17 protein-coding genes are annotated in these 17,148 nt (G+C 72.6%); 7 read left to right on the forward strand and 10 right to left on the reverse strand.

Features of this window, described 5'->3' with window-relative positions:
* Position 1 precedes the first annotated feature (1 nt).
* From O7635_RS27285 to O7635_RS27320, 8 genes are read right to left on the reverse strand one after another with little or no spacing between them, the layout of a single operon-like run.
* Positions 2–1,402, reverse strand: a complete 1,401-nt coding sequence (locus O7635_RS27285; RefSeq protein WP_278083338.1) for a sulfatase — start codon at positions 1,400–1,402, stop codon at positions 2–4.
* Entirely contained in the window at positions 1,399–2,283 is an 885-nt protein-coding gene (locus tag O7635_RS27290) for a carbohydrate ABC transporter permease (RefSeq protein ID WP_278083339.1), read from the reverse strand. The genes O7635_RS27285 and O7635_RS27290 overlap by 4 nt, the downstream gene beginning before the upstream one ends.
* The gene (locus O7635_RS27295) at positions 2,280–3,179 is read right to left on the reverse strand and encodes a sugar ABC transporter permease (RefSeq protein ID WP_278083340.1); all 900 of its coding nucleotides are present in this window, start codon (positions 3,177–3,179) and stop codon (positions 2,280–2,282) included. The genes O7635_RS27290 and O7635_RS27295 overlap by 4 nt, the downstream gene beginning before the upstream one ends.
* Positions 3,176–4,576, reverse strand: a complete 1,401-nt coding sequence (locus O7635_RS27300; RefSeq protein WP_278083341.1) for an extracellular solute-binding protein — start codon at positions 4,574–4,576, stop codon at positions 3,176–3,178. Before O7635_RS27300 ends, O7635_RS27295 begins: the two co-directional genes overlap by 4 nt.
* Positions 4,573–6,615: an ADP-ribosylglycohydrolase family protein gene (locus O7635_RS27305; protein WP_278083342.1), complete on the reverse strand. Its 2,043-nt coding sequence runs from the start codon at positions 6,613–6,615 to the stop codon at positions 4,573–4,575. Before O7635_RS27305 ends, O7635_RS27300 begins: the two co-directional genes overlap by 4 nt.
* Complete coding sequence (gene rbsD / locus O7635_RS27310; protein WP_278083343.1) at positions 6,615–6,998, reverse strand: D-ribose pyranase; 384 nt, start codon at positions 6,996–6,998, stop codon at positions 6,615–6,617. Before rbsD ends, O7635_RS27305 begins: the two co-directional genes overlap by 1 nt.
* Positions 6,991–7,896 (reverse strand): ribokinase, encoded by a 906-nt coding sequence (locus O7635_RS27315; protein ID WP_278083344.1) that lies wholly within the window; start codon positions 7,894–7,896, stop codon positions 6,991–6,993. The genes rbsD and O7635_RS27315 overlap by 8 nt, the downstream gene beginning before the upstream one ends.
* On the reverse strand, positions 7,893–8,915 hold the full coding sequence (locus tag O7635_RS27320) for a LacI family DNA-binding transcriptional regulator (RefSeq protein ID WP_278083345.1): 1,023 nt from the start codon (positions 8,913–8,915) through the stop codon (positions 7,893–7,895). Before O7635_RS27320 ends, O7635_RS27315 begins: the two co-directional genes overlap by 4 nt.
* A gap of 193 nt (positions 8,916–9,108) precedes the next feature.
* Here O7635_RS27320 and O7635_RS27325 point away from each other — a divergent pair, with 193 nt between their 5' ends.
* The 6 genes from O7635_RS27325 to O7635_RS27350 are packed head-to-tail and all read left to right on the forward strand — an operon-like array spanning position 9,109 to position 14,920.
* Positions 9,109–9,495 (forward strand): GntR family transcriptional regulator, encoded by a 387-nt coding sequence (locus O7635_RS27325; RefSeq protein ID WP_278083346.1) that lies wholly within the window; start codon positions 9,109–9,111, stop codon positions 9,493–9,495.
* Complete coding sequence (locus O7635_RS27330) at positions 9,492–10,382, forward strand: ABC transporter ATP-binding protein (RefSeq protein ID WP_278083347.1); 891 nt, start codon at positions 9,492–9,494, stop codon at positions 10,380–10,382. Before O7635_RS27325 ends, O7635_RS27330 begins: the two co-directional genes overlap by 4 nt.
* Entirely contained in the window at positions 10,382–11,302 is a 921-nt protein-coding gene (locus O7635_RS27335; protein ID WP_278083348.1) for an ABC transporter permease subunit, read from the forward strand. Before O7635_RS27330 ends, O7635_RS27335 begins: the two co-directional genes overlap by 1 nt.
* Before the next feature lie 35 nt (positions 11,303–11,337).
* Entirely contained in the window at positions 11,338–11,868 is a 531-nt protein-coding gene (locus O7635_RS27340) for a 2Fe-2S iron-sulfur cluster-binding protein (RefSeq protein WP_278083349.1), read from the forward strand.
* Complete coding sequence (locus tag O7635_RS27345; protein WP_278083350.1) at positions 11,865–12,854, forward strand: xanthine dehydrogenase family protein subunit M; 990 nt, start codon at positions 11,865–11,867, stop codon at positions 12,852–12,854. Before O7635_RS27340 ends, O7635_RS27345 begins: the two co-directional genes overlap by 4 nt.
* Positions 12,851–14,920, forward strand: coding sequence for a xanthine dehydrogenase family protein molybdopterin-binding subunit (locus tag O7635_RS27350; protein WP_278083351.1), 2,070 nt, complete (start codon positions 12,851–12,853; stop codon positions 14,918–14,920). Before O7635_RS27345 ends, O7635_RS27350 begins: the two co-directional genes overlap by 4 nt.
* Here O7635_RS27350 and O7635_RS27355 read toward each other — a convergent pair.
* Both O7635_RS27355 and O7635_RS27360 read right to left on the reverse strand, forming a co-directional pair.
* Entirely contained in the window at positions 14,917–15,546 is a 630-nt protein-coding gene (locus tag O7635_RS27355; protein ID WP_278083352.1) for a maleylpyruvate isomerase family mycothiol-dependent enzyme, read from the reverse strand. The genes O7635_RS27350 and O7635_RS27355 overlap by 4 nt on opposite strands.
* On the reverse strand, positions 15,543–16,157 hold the full coding sequence (locus O7635_RS27360; protein ID WP_278083353.1) for a TetR/AcrR family transcriptional regulator: 615 nt from the start codon (positions 16,155–16,157) through the stop codon (positions 15,543–15,545). Before O7635_RS27360 ends, O7635_RS27355 begins: the two co-directional genes overlap by 4 nt.
* Positions 16,158–16,229: 72 nt before the next feature.
* On the opposite strand from O7635_RS27360, the gene O7635_RS27365 reads away from it, so the two are divergent.
* Entirely contained in the window at positions 16,230–17,135 is a 906-nt protein-coding gene (locus O7635_RS27365; protein ID WP_278083354.1) for a homocysteine S-methyltransferase family protein, read from the forward strand.
* Positions 17,136–17,148: the final 13 nt, after the last annotated feature.

Consider the following 17,148-nt stretch of genomic DNA (forward strand, 5'->3'; position numbering starts at 1 on the left):
CTCAGCCGAATCGGCGTTGGTGTTTGGCTTCCGGGTCCCACTCGTTGAGGCCCGCGGCACCGAAGGCCGGCGCCAGCACGTAGTGGTCGTAGGTCTGCGCCAGGCGGTCCCGCAGCAGCGCGTGGTGCCGCGCCACCTCATCCGCGTGCGCCGGGTCGTCGACCAGGTTGGTCAGCTCGCACGGGTCGTTCTCGAGGTCGAAGAACTGCCAGGGCCGGCCGCCGTGCGCGTCGCCGAGCACCGTGTACTTGTAGCGGCGCGTCCGGATGCCCCGCCACGTCTCGTCGTGGAACGGCAACCCGGGCCGCATCTCGGCCACGAACTCGAGCAGCACGCCCTCCCGGTCGACGGAGGAGCTCTCGCCGCGCACCAGCGGGCTCAGGTCGATGCCCGGCTTCGGGTCCCGGGGCGTCACGCCGGCCAGGCCCAGCAGGGTCGGGAAGAGGTCCTCGGTGCAGACCGGGTCACCGACCACGGACGCGGGCGTGCCGGCGCCGGAGACGATCAGCGGGATGCCGAGCGACTCCTCCCACGGCCGCTGCTTGGCCAGCAGGCCGTGGGAGCCGAGCAGCTCGCCGTGGTCGGCGGTCAGCGCGATGACGGTGTTGTCGAGCTGACCGTTGGCGCGCAAGGCGGCCACCAGCCGACCGACGTTGTCGTCGAGGTTCTCGATCATCGCGTAGTAGACGCGCAGGTCGTCGAGCAGGTCCCGGCCGTGCGGTCCCCGCTTGTTGTAGTCCTTGCCGAGCTCGACGTTGTCGCGCAGGACCAGCTCCCGGTCGCGCCAACGCTCGACATATGACTCCGGCGCGGTGAAGATCGGGTGCGGCGGCTCGACCGACAGCACGGTGGCGAACGGGCGGTCGCCGACCGCGCCCAGATGTTCGATGGCCAGGTCGAAGAGCCCGTCGGTCTGGAACCCCTCGATCTTGTGGGGTGTCGGGTCGTCCTCGTTCCAGAAGTAGGTGTCCCACGGGTCGTTGCAGATGTCGAAGCCGCCGAACCGCTCGAACCGGCCCTGGAACGGCCGGGGGACGGGCGTACGCGACGCCTTGACGACGTTGTGGCCCGGATAGTGGCCGAAGTTGCCGTAGAGGTGCCACTTGCCGAACAGCGCGGTGGCGTAGCCGGCGTCGTTGAGCTCGTCGGCGAGGGTCCGCTCGGCCGGCGACATCCGCCACTCGATCGACGGGATGAACCGCGTGTGCGCGTACTCCCCGGTCATCAGCGTGAACCGGTAGGGGACGCAGACCGGATAGGTGGAGGACGCGGCATCGAACCGCGTGCCCGCGGCCGCCAGCGCGTCGATGTGCGGTGTGCTGACGTTGGGGTCGCCGTAGCAGCCGAGCGCCTGCCGCCGGAGCTGGTCCGAGATGATGAGGATGATGTTGGGCCGGCTCACTTGATGCCTCCAGAGGTCAGGCCGCTGACGAACTTGCGCTGCAGGGCCAGGAACAGCAGCACGACGGGCGCCATCATGAAGATCGCTGCCGCGCTGGTCAGGCCCCAGTCGGTGGAGTTCTGGTCCTGGAAGGCGAGGAAGCTGGTCGACACCGGCCGCAGCTCGGGCGTGTGGATGAACGTGATCGCCCAGAAGAACTCGTTCCAGGACCACAGCGCCACGATCAGCGCGACGGTCAGGAAGCCCGGCCAGGCCAACGGCAGCACGACCCGCCAGGCGATCTGCAGGCTGGACGCGCCGTCCAGCCGGGCCGCCTCGGTGAAGTCCTTGGGAATCTTCAGCAGGAACGACCGCAGCAGCAGCGTCGCGAACGGCGCGTCAGTGGCCCAGTAGATGATGATCAGGCCGAACAGGTTGTCGGTCAGGTGCAGCTGGGTCCAGAGGAAGAACAGCGGCACCAGGAACAGTTGGACGGGCAGCGCGCTGCCGAGGAACAGGTAGCCGATGACCGCGCCGCCACCCGGCACGTTGAGCTGGCTCAGCGCGAACGCCGCCAGCCCGGCGATGACGCACGTGCCGAGCACCGACCCCGCGCAGATGATCAGGCTGTTGCGCATGGTCGTGGCGAAGTCGCCCTGGGTCCACGCGGTGGTGAAGTTGTCGAGCGTGAACGAGGTGGGCGGCGCCAGCGGGTTGCTGCCGATCTCCGCGTTGTTCTTGAACGCGTTGAACAGCACGGCGACCAGCGGCCCGACCGCGAACAGCGCGAGCACGATCAGGATCAGGTAGTACGTGCCGCCCTGCAGTCCGAACCGGCGGCGACGCGGCGCGGGCGGCGCCACACCGGGCGAAGCCGGTCGTTGGAGAGTCGTGGCGCTCATGCGTCCTCCCAACCCTTGCGGCGCATCCACTGGTAGACGGCCAGGATCACGGCGGTCACCAGGGTCATCGACAGGCCGAGGGCGGCGGCGTAGCCGGCCTCGTACTCGTTGAACGCCTGCTTGTACATCAACGTGGAGACGACCTCGCTGGAGCCGGCCGGCCCACCCTGGGTCATGATGAAGATGTAGTCGAACGCCTTGAGCGTCCAGATGACCGTCATCAGCACGATGAACACCATCGTCGGGCGAATGCCGGGCAGCGTGATGTGGCGATACTGCTGCCAGTTGCTGGCACCGTCCACTTTGGCCGCGTCGTAGAGCGCCGGGTCCACGCCCTGCATCGCTGACAGGAAGATGACGGCCAGGAAGCCCCACCAGTGCCAGTCGACGACGAAGTTGACGCTCAGCAGCGAGGTGCGGGTGTCACCGAGCCACGACTGGTCCGAGCCGAGGAGATGGCCGACCCCGCTGGTCGGCGAGAGCAGCATCTTCCACACCGCCGCGTTGACCACGCTGGCCACCACGTACGGGATGAAGTAGAGCGCCCGGAACAGCATCTGGAAGCGCGTGACCTGGCTGAGGAGGTAGGCGCCGAGCAGGCCCATGGCGCCCGGCACCGACAGGAACAGCACGAACCAGATCAGGTTGTGCAGCAGGGCTTCGTGCACCTTGGCGTCGCGGAACGCCTCGACGTAGTTGTCGAGACCGATGAAGGTGGCCGGACCGAGGCCGGACCAGTCGGTGAACGAGTAGTACACGGTCGCCACGGACGGCCCGGCCACCACGACCAGGTTCAGCAGGAGCAGCGGCGCGAGGAACGCCCAGCCGACCACCGCCGCGCGCCGCCGTGCCCGGCGGGCGCCCGACCCGGTTCTGGGCGCGGCGGTGGCGGTCACTGGCCGGACCCCTTGGCAGGCAGTTGCGGCAGGTTCCCGTCCGCCTTCTCCTCGGTGAACATCTGGTCGAGCTGCTTGCAGTAGTCCGCCGGCGTCAGCTTGCCGGTCAGCACCTGCTCCAGGCCCTCGTAGACGAACACGTCGGTCTTCGGCGGCCACCAGGTCCAGGTGACGAAACCGTAGTCACCCGAGGCGACCGCCTTGTTGACCGCGGCCAGCGCGCGCCCGGAGCGGGGGTCGATGCTGGTCGGAACGTCGCTGTCGGCGAAGTCGATCGGGATGTTGTAGGTCGAGGGGACGTCGGCCATCCGCTTGAGCGCGGCCGTCTTGTCGCCGTAGTACCAGTTCAGATATTCGGCGGCGGCGTCCTTGTTCTTGCTCGCCTCGTTGATGGCGAACGAGCCGCCGATGCCGATCGGCAGCATGTCGGCCTTGACCTCGGCCCGCAGCGGCGGAGTGGGCATCCAGTCCCACTCGTTGTCGTTCTTGGCCTTGGCCCCGAAGTACTGGCCGACCTGGCTCATGAACCAGTTGCCCTGGGGCACCATGGCCACCTTGCCCTTGCCGAAGTTGGCCCCGATCTCCTGCGACGGCACGGCGAAGTACTTCTCGACGCTGCCGCCGATCCAGCCCTTGTCGAAGTAGCCCTTGATCAGGTTGACCGCGTCGACGAACACCGGGTCGGTGAACTTGATCTCGCCCGTCAGCGCCTGGCGCAGCGCGTCCGGGCCGGAGTAGTGGTTCCAGAAGACCGTCATCAGCCATTCGCCGGCGGCCTTCCAGTCGACGTTCGACGAGCCGAACGGTGTGATGCCCTGGCCGGCCGCCTCCGTGGCGAGCGCCTCCAGCGACGCCCGGTCGGTCGGCTGGCTCCAGCCCTTCTGCTCGAACAGCGTCTTGTTGAAGTAGAGCAGCATCGTGTCGACCCGCATCGGCAGCGCGTAGAGCTTGCCATCGGTCGTGAACGCGTCCATCGCCCAGCGCGACAGCTTGTCCTTCAGACCGAACTTCTCGACGTACGGGTTGAGGTCCGCCAGCAGGTGCGCCTTGCTCCAGGCGATCGTCTGGGTGGCGCTCGGGCCGCGCACGACGTCCGGGCCGGACCGCGACTGCAGCGCCGTCTGCACGAGCCGGCGCAGGTCCTCGCCCTTGTAGAACGTGGTGTTGAGGTCGATCTCGGGCTTGGCCTTCTCGAACGCGGCGGCCACGTTCTCGGTGAAGTACTTCTGGTTGGCGTCGCCCTGGATGTCGAGCCAGAGGTCGACCTTGCCGGTCCCGGTGCCGGCCGAACCGCCGCTGTCGCCGCAGGCGGCGAGCAGGAGGCTGGGGCTGGACAGGCCGAGGGCGGTCAGGCCCGCGCCGGCGAGGAAGCGCCGGCGGGACAGCGATGCGGTCATGCTGCGTCCTCCGAGGGGATGGGGGTGATCTGGACGGACTGCGTGGCGGTGCGGCCCTGCTCGATCAGCAGCGCCACGCCGCCGCAGTCCAGGGCGGTGTCGTCGAGGTCCAACAGCTCGGCGCCGTCGACGAAGGCGGTGATCCGGGTGCCGGCGACGCGCAGCGCGAGCTGGTGGGTGTCGCCGTACGCCCAGGGAAAGGGTTGGGAGGCCAGGACCTCGGGCGCCGGGGCGTCGAGGTGCCGGACCAGCTCGACCCGGTCGCGGCCGGCCAGCCGCAGCGCGTAGTAGCGGCGCAGACCTTGCACGCGCGCGGCGACGCCGGTCGACTCGGCGAGGTGCGGCGTGACGTCCGCCGTGACGGTGTAGTCACGCCACTCGCGAGCGCCCTGGATCAGCAGGCCGGTGCCCCGGTTCTGCACCAGCCGGAACGGCTCGGGCCAGTGCGGGTCCCAGCGGTCGACGGCCTTGACCCAGGCCCGCCGCCACATCGCGCCCGGGTCGCCACCGTGCCCGACGTGCGCGTTGGCGGGCCGGGTGAAGGTGACCGTCGGGGCGCCGTCCCAGGTGAGCGACTCGAGCTCGATCGGGCCGGTGGATCGCAGGCCGATGTAGACGACCGGCTGGCCGCCGAGGTCGGGCACGGTCCACTCGGTGGCCCCGGCCGGCCCGTCGACCCAGGCGAGCGTGTCACCGTCGTCGGCGTAGTGCGCGAGGGTGAGGTGGAAGCCCGCGCCGCCCCGGACCTGGGCGCGCACGGTCTGCCCGCTGTAGAGGGTGGGGCTGGCGATCAGACCGTAGATCGGCATGTCCCGCGCCTCGGGCGGGATGAACGTGGGCGTGACCACGGTGGCGGCCCCGCCGACGGCGAGCCGGCCGCCGGGGTTGTGCAACCGGGCATCGCCGTCGTGCACGGAGAAACCCTGCAGGCTGTCCGGCAGTCCGAAGTGGAACCGCTTGCCGCGGGCCAGGTCACGCTCCGGCTGGCCGGCCCACGCGCGGCCGTGCGCGGCGAGCGTGAGCGCCTCGCGGGCCGCGTCGGTGACGGTGGAGCCGCCGTCGGTGCTGGGCAGATACATCCGGTCGGCGATCGGCCCCCGCCAGTCCGGGCCGTCGGCGATGCCGACCAGCCCGCCGAAGACGCCGCAGATCGCGCCCACGTCACCGGCGTTGGAGTCGGTGTCCCAGCCGGAGGTGTTGACCACCGTCATCGCCGGCAGGAAGGCGCCGCCGCTGCGCGCCAGGGCATGGACGACGGTCGCGTGGTTGGGCACCACATGGCAGTTGCCGCCGAAGAGGTGGTAGCCGTAACGCTCGTCGATCCGGGCTCGCGTGGTGGTCCAGTCAGCGTCGGCCGCGGCCCACTCGCGCACGTCGTCGACGACCCGCCGGATCAGGCTGTCCGCCGGTATGAGGCTGACCGCCACGTTCAGCAGCTTGTCCATGTCGGTTTCGGTGAAGGCGCCCGCGACGAGGGCGGCCACGACCCGCGCGGCGTGCACGGACTCGCCGTCGTGGCTGACCCGGGCGGCCCGCTCGACCAGGTCGGCCGCCGCCTCCGGGTCGCCGGGCCTGGTCATGGCGAAACCCTCGACGAAGATCTGCGCACCGACCTGCTCGGCCACGACGACGCCGTTGCGGGCGACCGAGCCGCTGTCGGGCGCGCGTACGCCGTCCTTGAGGTGGAGGTAGGCGGTGTGCTCCGTGGAGTTGCCGACGCCACCCCACCAGAGCACCGACGTGCCCTCGAGGATCTCGTTGAGCCAGGTGTCGCCGATCCGCTCCGACGCCGGCTCCGGGCCGTGGTCGCGCAGCGCCCGCGGGAACACGAAGGTGCCGCTGATGTCGTCGTCGGTGACCACCAGCAGGTGGTTCTTCAAGGGCAGGTCCACACGGTGGTTGACGTATCCGGTGATCTCGCCCAGCTCGCGGCTGATCCGGTCGTAGGTCCAGCCTTCGAACGGGCGGCCGAGGTAGACCGCGATCACCTTGCCGAGCACGCCGGCGTAGACGCGCTCCTCGTAGTCGGTGGGGAACATCAGAAGGGCACTCCCGCTCGCAGGATCACATTGGCGTACGGCGTGGCCTCACCGGTCCGCACCACCGCGCTCGCCGTCGCGCAGCGGTGCTTGAGCTCCGTGTGCGGCACGCTGTCGACCGGCACGCCCAGCGCGCGGACGCCGGCGAGCACCGCCTCGTCGGTCAGCTCGGCCGCGACGGTGGCCGCCTCGATCACGAGGTCACCCGCCATCGCCGCCAGTACGGCGCGGAACGACGGCACGCCGCGGGTCAGCGCGAGCTGAACCGTCTCGACTCCCGCGGGCACGGGCAGGCCGGCGTCGGCGACCACGATCGTGTCGGTGTGGCCCAGCCCGGCGACCAGCGAGGCCAGGCGCGGATGCCACAGTCCGGTGTCACGCATGAGCAGCCTCCTTCTCGGCGGCCAGGAACAGGTCGAGCTCGGCGCCGGTCGGCATCGCCGACTGCGCGCCCATCCGGGTCGTGGCCAACGCGCCGGCGGCACACCCTCGGCGCACCGCCTGGTCCAGGTCGATCCCCGAGGCCAGTCCGACGGCCAGCGCGCCGCAGAAGGTGTCGCCGGCCCCGGTGGTGTCCACGGCGTCGACGGGGAACGGCGGGTGCGTGCGGGCGCCGGTGCCGTCCGCGCTGACCGCGCCCCGGGCGCCCAGCGTCACCACGCAGGCCGCCGGCCCGTGCCGCAGCAACGCCCGCGCGTCGCCGCCGAGCTGCCGCGCCTCGCCCTCGTTGACGACCAGCACGTCGACCACGCCGAGCAGCTCGGTCAGCGCGGCGGCCCCGGCCGGCGGCAACGGCGCCGCGTTGAGCAGCACCGAGGCGCCGGCATCGCGGGCGCGCCGGGCCGCGGCGAGGCAGGTCTCCAACGGGATCTCGAGCTGCAGCACCAGCACGTCGCCCGGCGCGAACAGGCCGTCCAACGAGGAATCGTCGAGCCGCGCGTTGGCGCCGGGCGCCACCACGATCGTGTTCTCGCCGGCCGCCTCCACGACGATCAGCGCGACGCCGGTCGCGATGCCGGCCCGGGTGACGAGGCGGTCGAGCGGCAGCCCTTCGCGGGCGAGCGCGGCGCGCAGGTCGGTGCCGAACCGGTCGTCGCCGAGCGCGGCGACGAGCAGCGTCTCGGCCCCCAGCCGGTGCGCGGCGACCGCCTGGTTGGCGCCCTTGCCCCCGGGGCCGGTGACCACGTCGGATCCGAGCACGGTCTCGCCCGGTGCGGGTAGCCGCGGCACGCCGACGACGAGGTCCAGGTTGGCGCTACCCACGACGACCACGCGGCTCATGCGCCTGCCTCCTCGCCGGCCGGGTCGCCGCCGGGTGGGTCGGGGCAACCACACGAGCCGCGTCTGACCAGCGTGACCGGCAGCACGTCGGTGGGCGCCGTGGGCTGGGTGAGCAGGTGGTTGACGGCGGCGCGGCCCACGGCGGCGATCGGCTGGGCCATCGTGGTCAGCGCGGGCAGCGTGTAGGCGGCGCCGGGAATGCCGTCGAACGAGGCGACCGCGACGTCGTCGGGGCAGCGCAGCCCCGCCTCGGCGATGGCGCGCAGCACGCCGACCGCCTGCTCGTCGCTGGCGACGAAGACGGCGTCGGGTCGTTCGGGCCGGCCGAGCAGCTCGCGGGCCGCGCCGTAGCCACCCCGTCGGCCGAACGGCGCGTGCACGACCGGCATGGAGATGCTCTCCGCGTCGAGCGCGTCGCGCCAGCCCTCGACGCGGTCGGTCGCGGGCCGGACGTCCCGCGGCCCGCCGACGCAGGCGATGCGGCGGCGGCCGTGGTCGAGCAGGTGCCGGGTGGCCGCGAAGGCGCCACCGCGGTTGTCGACGAGGACGCCTGGCGCGGCCGCCCCGGGCACCTGGCGGTCCAGGCACACCCACGGCGTGCGCGCGCGCTCCAGGTCGCCGAGGAAGCCGGCGGGGCCGTGGGCGGGCACGATGAACAGCCCGTCCACCTGGCGGGCGAGGAAGGTCCGCACGTACGTCGTCTGCCGCTCGTCGCTCTCGGCGGCGTTGCCGATCAGCAGCGTGTAGCCCTGTGCGAACGCCTCTTCCTCGATCGCCCGGGCCAGCTCCGCGAAGAACGGGTTGGCGTTGTCCGGGATGACCAGGCCGAGCGTCATGGTGCGGCTCATCCGCAGCGAACGGGCGATGCCGTTGGGGCGGTAACCGAGCTGTTCGATGGCGGCGAGCACCTTCGCCCGGGTCTGCGCGGAGACCGGACGCGGTCCGCCGTTGACCACGTAGCTGACCACCGCGGGTGAGGTCCCGGCGAGCCGGGCCACGTCGGTGCGTCGAACCGCCACGCTGGTACCTCCGGTCAACACGAGTTGCGCGAGATGTGCTGCACATCATGCGAAGCGGTTCTCAGGTTGCGCAACACGTGTTGAATGGCCGTTACCGGACCGAGACCCGTGATCATCGCGTTGCGTTCCGTGCGGATTGACATCACCCGAGCGCTAATCCACCATTCCACTAACCACTTAGTGGAGGATGCAGATGATCGCCTTCCGGCTCGACGCGCGGTCGGGCGTGCCGACCTACCTGCAGCTGGTCAACCAGGTCAAGCACGCGCTGCGGCTGGGCCTCCTCGAGCCCGGCGACCGCCTGCCCACCGCCGCCGAGGTGGTCGCCGCGCTCGCCATCAACCCCAACACCGTGCTCAAGGCCTACCGGGAGCTGGAGCGCGAGGGCCTGGTCGCCGCCCGGCCCGGCGCCGGCACGTTCGTGCAGCGCACGCTCGGGCGCGTCAGCGCCATCGACCGGGCCCGGCTCCGGCGGCAGCTCGTCGGTTGGATGCGGTCGGCGGCCGAGGCCGGCCTCGACCGGGAGGACATCGACGCCCTCGTCGCGGCCGCCCGCCTGGACGCGGAGGCGGCCGCGTGACGGCCGCGGTGGAGACGGTCCGGCTCGGCCGGCGGTACGGGCGGACCTGGGCGCTGCGGGACTGCGGCCTGACCGTCCCGAGTGGACGCGTCGTGGCCCTCGTCGGGCCCAACGGCGCGGGCAAGACCACACTGCTCAACCTGCTGGCCGGGCTGATCCGGCCGTCGGCCGGCCACGTGCTGCGGTTCGGTGAGCCGGTGCGCGACGACACCGCGTCGCTGTCCCGGGTGGCCTACATGGCCCAGGACTCGGCGCTCTACCCGACGTTCCGGGTCGAGGAGCTGCTCACCTTCGGCCGCCGGCTCAACCCGGGCTGGGACGACACGCTGGCCCGCGACCGGCTGGGCCGGCTCGGCATCCCGCTCGGCAGGCGGGTGCGGCAGCTCTCCGGCGGCCAGCGCGCCCAGTGCGCCCTCGTGCTCGCCCTGGCCAAGCGGCCCGACCTGCTGCTGCTCGACGAGCCGCTGGCCAGCCTCGACCCGCTGGCCCGGCACGACGTGATGGCGGTGCTGATGGAGATGGTCGCGCTGCACGACACGACCGTCGTGCTGTCGTCGCACATCATCGCCGACCTGGTGGAGACCTGCGACTGGCTGGTCGCCGTCAACCGGGGGCGGGTGCAGCTCAGTGGCGCCATCGAGGAGCTGCTGGCCGGGCACGCGGTGGTCGGCGGACCGATCGAGGCGCGGCCGATGCTGCCGGACCGGTTGCCGGTGGTGACCGAGACCGCCCGGGGACGGCAGGTCGACCTGCTGGTCCGGTCGACCGCGGAGGCGCACGGGCCGGCCTGGACCGCGCGGCCGCCGTCGCTCGACGAGCTGGTCCGCGGCTATCTCGGCGCGCCCGACGCGAGCGCGCTGCCCGGCCCCACAGCGGTGGTGCGCTGATGCTCTGGCTCGTCTGGCGCCAGCACCGCTGGCAGTTCCTCGCCGTCACTGCGGTCACAATCGTCTACTGTGGATACATTGCCCGGATCGGCCTCGGGGCGCCCGCGGCGGTGCGCGCCTGCACTGGCGCCTGCGAGGCTCTCAACGCCGCCAGGAGCGACTGGAGCGGCGCCGTCTACCTCGGCAACCTCCTGCCGGCCGCGGTCGGCATCTTCTGGGGCGCGCCGCTGCTGGCCCGCGAGACGGAGCAGGGGACGATCCGCCTGGCGCTCACGCAGTCGGTCAGTCGCCGCCGGTGGCTCGCCACCAAGCTCGGCGTTCTCGCGGCCGTCGCCGCCGTGCTCGGCCTGACCGTCGGGACGACGGTCAGCTGGGCGGGCGCCCGGTTCGGAGCCTTCGCCGACCGGCCGTTCGGCAACGACGTGGTGTTCAGCCAGGCGGGACTCGTCCCGGTCGCGATGTGGGTGTTCGCGCTGCTCGCCGGCGCCGCCCTGGGCGCTGTCCTGCGGCGGCTGATGCCCGCCCTGGCGGCCACGGTGCTGGTGCTGGCGCTCGCGTTCGGCGGCCTCGTCGCGCTGCGTCCCCATCTCGTGCCACCGGTGACGGCCGTCGCCGGAGCGGACCGGATGCTGCCCGACCCCTGGATGGAGGCCGACGAGCGCGGCTGGATCCAGGACGTGTCCTACGTGGACAGGGACGGTCGCGTGCTGAGCCCGGCCGGCGCCGGCCTCGTCTGCGCCGATCCGGCCAACACCTACCCGACACCCGCGTGCCTCGCCCGGACGGGCCTGCGCCAGCGGGCGGTATACCAGCCGGCCGACCGTTACGTCTGGTTCCAGCTGATCGAGATGGGCCTGTTGCTGGTGGTCTCGGCGGGACTGGGGGTGGTCGTACGCCGGAGGGTGGTCGACGCCGTTTAGCTGAGCCCTCGAAAGCCCCCGCGTAAGGTCGGGGTGTGGTCGACTCCGACCTGCTGCGCGGCGAGGTGGTGCTGCGCGTCAACGGCGCGGACCGGGTCCTGCACGTGGACAACCGGGTCACCCTGCTCGACGCCCTCCGGGAGCACCTCGGCCTCACCGGCACCAAGAAGGGCTGCGACCACGGCCAGTGCGGCGCCTGCACCGTGCTGCTCGACGGCGACCGGGCAAACAGCTGCCTGCTGTTCGCGGTGGCCGTGGACGGCCGTGCCGTGACCACGGTGGAGGGCCTCGCCGACGGCGACGACCTGCACCCGTTGCAGCGCGCGTTCATCGCGCACGACGGTTTCCAGTGCGGCTACTGCACACCCGGTCAGCTGTGCTCCGCGGTGGGCATGCTGGCCGAGGCGGCCGACGGCATGCCCAGCTGGATCAGCCCCGACCTCGACGACCGGGCGCCGATCGACCTCGACGACGAGGAGATCCGCGAGCGGTTGAGCGGCAACCTCTGCCGGTGCGGCGCGTACGCCGGGATCGTCGCCGCGGTCCGCGAGGTGGCCGACGGATGAGGGCGTTCCAATACGCGAAGGCCGGCGAACCCGGCGAGGCCGCGGCCCTCGTCGCCGGCGTGCCGGGCGCGGTGTACCTCGGCGGCGGGACCAACCTGGTCGACCTGATGAAGCTCGGCGTGCTCCGGCCGGGGCTGCTGGTCGACGTGAGCGCGCTGCCCTATGACGCGGTCGAGCACCGGCCCGACGGCGGCGTGCTGATCGGCGGGACGGTCCGCAACCACCGGCTGGCGCTGGACGCCGGGATCCGGCGGCGCTTCCCCGCCGTCGCGCGGGCCGTGCTCGCCGGCGCGTCCGGCCAGATCCGCAGCCAGGCGACCGTGGCGGGCAACCTCCTGCAGCGCACGCGCTGCCCGTACTTCCAGAACACCACCACGCCGTGCAACAAGCGTTCCCCCGGCACCGGCTGCTCGGCGATCCGCGGGCACCACCGGGACCTGGCGGTGATCGGCACCTCCGACGCCTGCGTGGCGTCCCACCCGTCGGACCTGGCGGTCGCGTTGGCCGCGTACGACGCGGTCGTCGAGGTGCGCCGGCCCGACGGGGTCGAGCGGTTGGTGCCGATCCACGACCTGCACCGGCTGCCTGGTGACACGCCGTGGATCGAGACCGTGCTCGAACCCGGCGACCTGCTCACCGGGGTCCAGCTGCCGGCGCCGCCGGAGGGCGCGGTGGCCACCTACCGCAAGGTGCGCGACCGGTGGTCGTACGCGTTCGCCGTGGTCTCGGTCGCGGCCGTGCTCCGCCGCGGCCACGGCGGCCGGCTCGACGAGGTGCGGCTCGCGCTGGGCGGGGTCGGGCCGAAGCCGTGGCGGTTGTGGGCGACGGAGCGGTTGCTGATCGGCGCCGATCCCGGTGACGACGACGTGCGGGCGGCGGTCGAGGCGGGGCTGGCCGACGCGCGGCCGTTGCCCGACAACGCGTTCAAGCTGTCGCTGGCGGCCGACCTGGTCGCGGCGGTGCTGCGGCCGGGAGGCGCCCCGTGACCGCCGGCACCGGGCTGTCCAGGCTGGAGGGACGCGACAAGGTCACCGGCGCGGCCCGCTACGCCTACGAGTACGAGGTGCCGGGCGCGCTGTACGTGTGGCCGGTCGGGTCCACAGTGGCCAGCGGTGTGGTGACCTCGGTCGAGGGCGCGGCGGCGCTGGACGAGCCGGGCGTGGTCGCCGTCCTCGACCACACCAACGCGCCGCGGCTGCGGGCGGGCGTCGCCGAGGACCAGCTGGTGCTCCAGACGCCCGAGGTCTCCTACCGGGGGCAGGTCGTCGCCGGGGTCGTCGCGACGACGCCGGAGGCCGCGCGGGAAGGCGCCGACCAGGTGCTGGTCCGCTACGCGGAGCGCCCGCACAAGGTGGTGCTCGACCCGGACGACCCGGACCTTTCGCTGCCCGAGGTCACCAACGCCGGCTTCCCGGGCCTGTCGGTGATCGGCGACGTCGATGCCGCCCTCGCCGCGGCGGACGTGGTGGTGGACGCGGTCTACCGCACCCCGCCGCAGCACAACAATCCGATGGAGACGGTGGCCGTCATCGCGTCGTGGTCCGGTGACCGGCTCACCGTGTGGGACTCCAACCAGGGCCCGTGGCGGGCTGCGGTGGGGTTCGGGATGCTGTGGGGGATCCCGCCGGAGCAGGTCGAGGTGATCACCGAGCACGTCGGCGGTGGCTTCGGCAGCAAGGTCTGGCCGACGGCCGGCGCGGTGCTCGCGACGCTGGCCGCCCGGGTGACGGGCCGCCCCTGCAAGCTGATGCTGACCCGGCAGCAGATGTTCACGATGGCGCCGGCCCGCACCGCCACGCGCAGCCACGTCCGGCTCGGCGCCCGCCGCGACGGCACGCTGACCGCGATCGACCACGACGCGCTGCAGTACAGCTCGGTGATCCACGAGTTCGTCGAGCAGACGGGCACGGCCACCCGCACCATGTACGCGTCGGACGCGCTGCGGATCCGGCATCGGCTCGCCCGGCTGCACCTGCCGACGCCGCGGGTCATGCGGGCGCCGGGCAAGACCCCCGGCATGTACGCGCTGGAGTCGGCGATGGACGAGCTCGCGTACGCCCTCGGGCTGGATCCGTTGGAACTGCGCGTGCGCAACGAGCCGTCGGTCGAACCGGCCACCGGCCTGCCGTTCGGCGGCCGCCACCTGGTCGAGTGCCTGACCACCGGCGCGGACCGGTTCGGCTGGTCGTCCCGCGATCCCACACCGGGCGTGCGCCGCCGCGGCCGCTACCTGTTCGGCACGGGCCTGGCGTCCTCGGTCTACCCGGTCTACCAGGGCCCCGCCCGGGCGACGGCCCGGGCGGAGCCGGACGGCACGTTCCAGGTGCGGGTCGGCGCGGTCGACATCGGCACGGGCGCCCGCACGGCGCTGTGGCAGCTGGCCGCCGACGTCTTCGGTGTGGCCCCGTCGCAGGTCACCATCCACCTCGGACGGTCCGCCTACGGCGAGGCGGCGGTCGCGGGCGGCTCGGCCGGCACGGCGTCCTGGGGCGGCGCGGTCCGCAAGGCGTGCACGGAGCTGTGCCGGCGGCTGGCCGAGCACGGGGGAGCGGTCCCGGCCGACGGCCTGGAGGTGGTCGCCGACACCACCGAGGACCAGCCCGCGCCGGACCACGCGTGGCACTCCTACGGCGCCCACTTCTGCGCGGTCCGGGTCGACGCCGACACGGGCGAGGTCCGCGTCGACCGCCTGCTCGGCGTCTTCTCCCACGGCCACGCGCTCAACGCCCGCACGGCACACTCCCAGCTCATCGGCGGCATGGTCATGGGCGTCTCGATGGCGCTCGACGAACAGACGGTGATCGACCCGCACCTGGGCCTGTTCGTCAACCACGACCTGGCCCAGTACCACGTCGCGGCGAACGCGGACATCCGCGGCCTGGAGGCGCATTCGCTGGAGCACGCCGACGACGACGTCACCCTGGTCGGCGGCAAGGGCATCGGCGAGCTCGGCATCGTCGGCGCGGCCGCAGCGGTGGCCAACGCGGTTTATCACGCCACCGGCGTACGCGTCCGCGACCTCCCCATCACCCTCGAGCGCGTGCGGGCCTAGAGCCGTTCCCGCAGCACCGCCACGCCAGGGCCCGTCAGGTCGTCGAGGTATGCGGGCCGGCCGGCGATCGCCATGGTGAGCGCCAGCGTCGGGCCGCTCACCAGTGGGCCCGTGCCCGTGGCGAACGGGCCGTCGGTGGCTTCCAGGCGCAGGTCCTTGGCCTTGGTGCGGCTGTCGACGGTGAAGTCGCGGCTCGTGAAGAACGTCGCGACCGCGGTGGCCGACTCGACCGACGGGGTGCGTGGCAGGCCGAGCGGGCGCCGGATGTCCTGGCCGTGCACGACCACCTCGCCGAGCCACGCGGCCGTGTCGCCGGTCGGGGCCGTGGTGGAGGTGACGACGTGGCGGAAGCGGTCGAGCGTCTCCGCGGGCGTCGCGCCGCGGTGCTCGGCCATCCGCCGCTGGTTGTGCACGTCCGCGTCGAAGCGCGCGCCGACGATGCTGGCCAGCCAGCGGAACCGGCCGGTGCTGGCGCCGGCGGTGAGGTGGGCGACCACGTCCTCGACGGTCCAGTCGCCGCACAGCGTCGGCCTCGACCAGTCGTCGTCGGCCAGCGTGGCCAGGTCCTCGGCGAGCGCCGCACGCTCGGCGCGGACGGCTTTCCAGAGCGGGTCGGTGCTGGTCACGGATCAGCTTCTTCCTTGCCGAGGAGGGCCTGCAGCAGTTGACGGTAGACCCGCAGCTGGGCCCGCATCGCCGAGGGGTCGGTGTAGGTGCGGCACAGGATGAACGCGCCTTCGAACGTGGTGTAGAGATGGTCGGCCAGCGCCTCCACGTCGATGTCCGGCCGACCGGCCAGCGCCGGCCGCAGCAGGTCGGTCAGGGCGTCGCGCCACGCGCGGGTGGCCTTCGCGACCTGGTCGTTGATCTCGCTGCCGGTGAACTCGCGCTCCGCCAGGACGGTGGCGTAGAGGCAGCCCGACTGCTCCGACATGAGCGCGTCCGCGCCGTCCTCGTAGTGGCGGACGAAGGCGACCGCCCGTGCCGCCGGGTCGGTGTGGTGGGCGGTGGCCGCGAGGCCCGCGTCGAGGTGGGCCAGGTCCGCGGCCACGTAACGCTCCACGAGCTGGACCGCCAGGTCGGTCTTCGAGCTGAAGTGGTGGAAGAACGCGCCCTTAGAGCTGGCCGCCTCGGCGATCACCTGGTCGACCGAGGTGGCGCTGTAACCCTGGTCGGTCATCAGCCGCTCGGCGACGCGCAGGATCCGCTCCCGTGTCGGGTTCCCGTCCCTCGGCATTTCTCCGTTGTACCAGACCAACTGGTCTGCTAGTAACAGACCATTCAGTCTGGTACGCGAGAGGACCCGCTCATGCCCGCACTGCCGCAGCTCGCCGGCCGCCCGGTGGTCACCGACGGCGGCCTCGAGACCGACCTCATCTACCACCACGGCGCCGACCTGCCCGAGTTCGCCGCCTTCCCGCTCCTCGCCGACGACCACGGTCGCGACCTGCTGCGCGCCTACTACGCCGGCTACGTCGACATCGCCCGCCGGGCCGGGGCCGCGCTGCAGCTGGACACGCCGACCTGGCGCGCGAGCGCGGACCACGGCGCCCGGGTCGGCTACGACGCCGCCGCGTTGCGCGGCGCCAACCGCGCCGCCGTCGGCCTGCTCCACGAGGTGCGCGCCGGCGCCGGCCTCGAGACCGTGCTGATCAGCGGCTGCGTCGGCCCACGCGGCGACGGCTACGTGGCCGGCGAGCGGGTCGACCCGGACGAGGCCGCCGCCTATCACGCGCCGCAGATCGAGGCGTTCGCCGAGGCGGGCGCCGACCTGGTCACCGCGCTGACCCTGACGGGCGCCGGCGAGGCGATCGGCGTCGTCCGCGCCGCCCGCGCGGCCGGCCTACCGGTGGCGGTCTCGTTCACGGTCGAAGTGGACGGACGCCTGCCCGACGGCACCGGCCTCGGCGACGCCATCACCGCCGTCGACGCCGCCGGGAGCCCCGACTACTTCATGGTCAACTGTGCGCATCCCACCCACATCGCGCCGGCGCTGGGTGACGGGCCCTGGCGGGACCGCATCGTCGGCCTCCGCGCCAACGCCTCGACGCGCAGCCACGAGGAACTGGACGCGGCCACCGAGCTCGACGAGGGCGACCCGACCGCCCTGGCCCACGCCCACGACGCCCTGCGCCCGCACCTGCCGAACCTTTCGTTGCTCGGCGGCTGCTGCGGCACCGACGCCCGCCACGTCGCCGCTCTCTGGGGTGTCTAGCCGGCCCAGCCGA

It is taken from the genome of Asanoa sp. WMMD1127, from assembly GCF_029626225.1.
GTDB lineage: Bacteria > Actinomycetota > Actinomycetes > Mycobacteriales > Micromonosporaceae > Asanoa.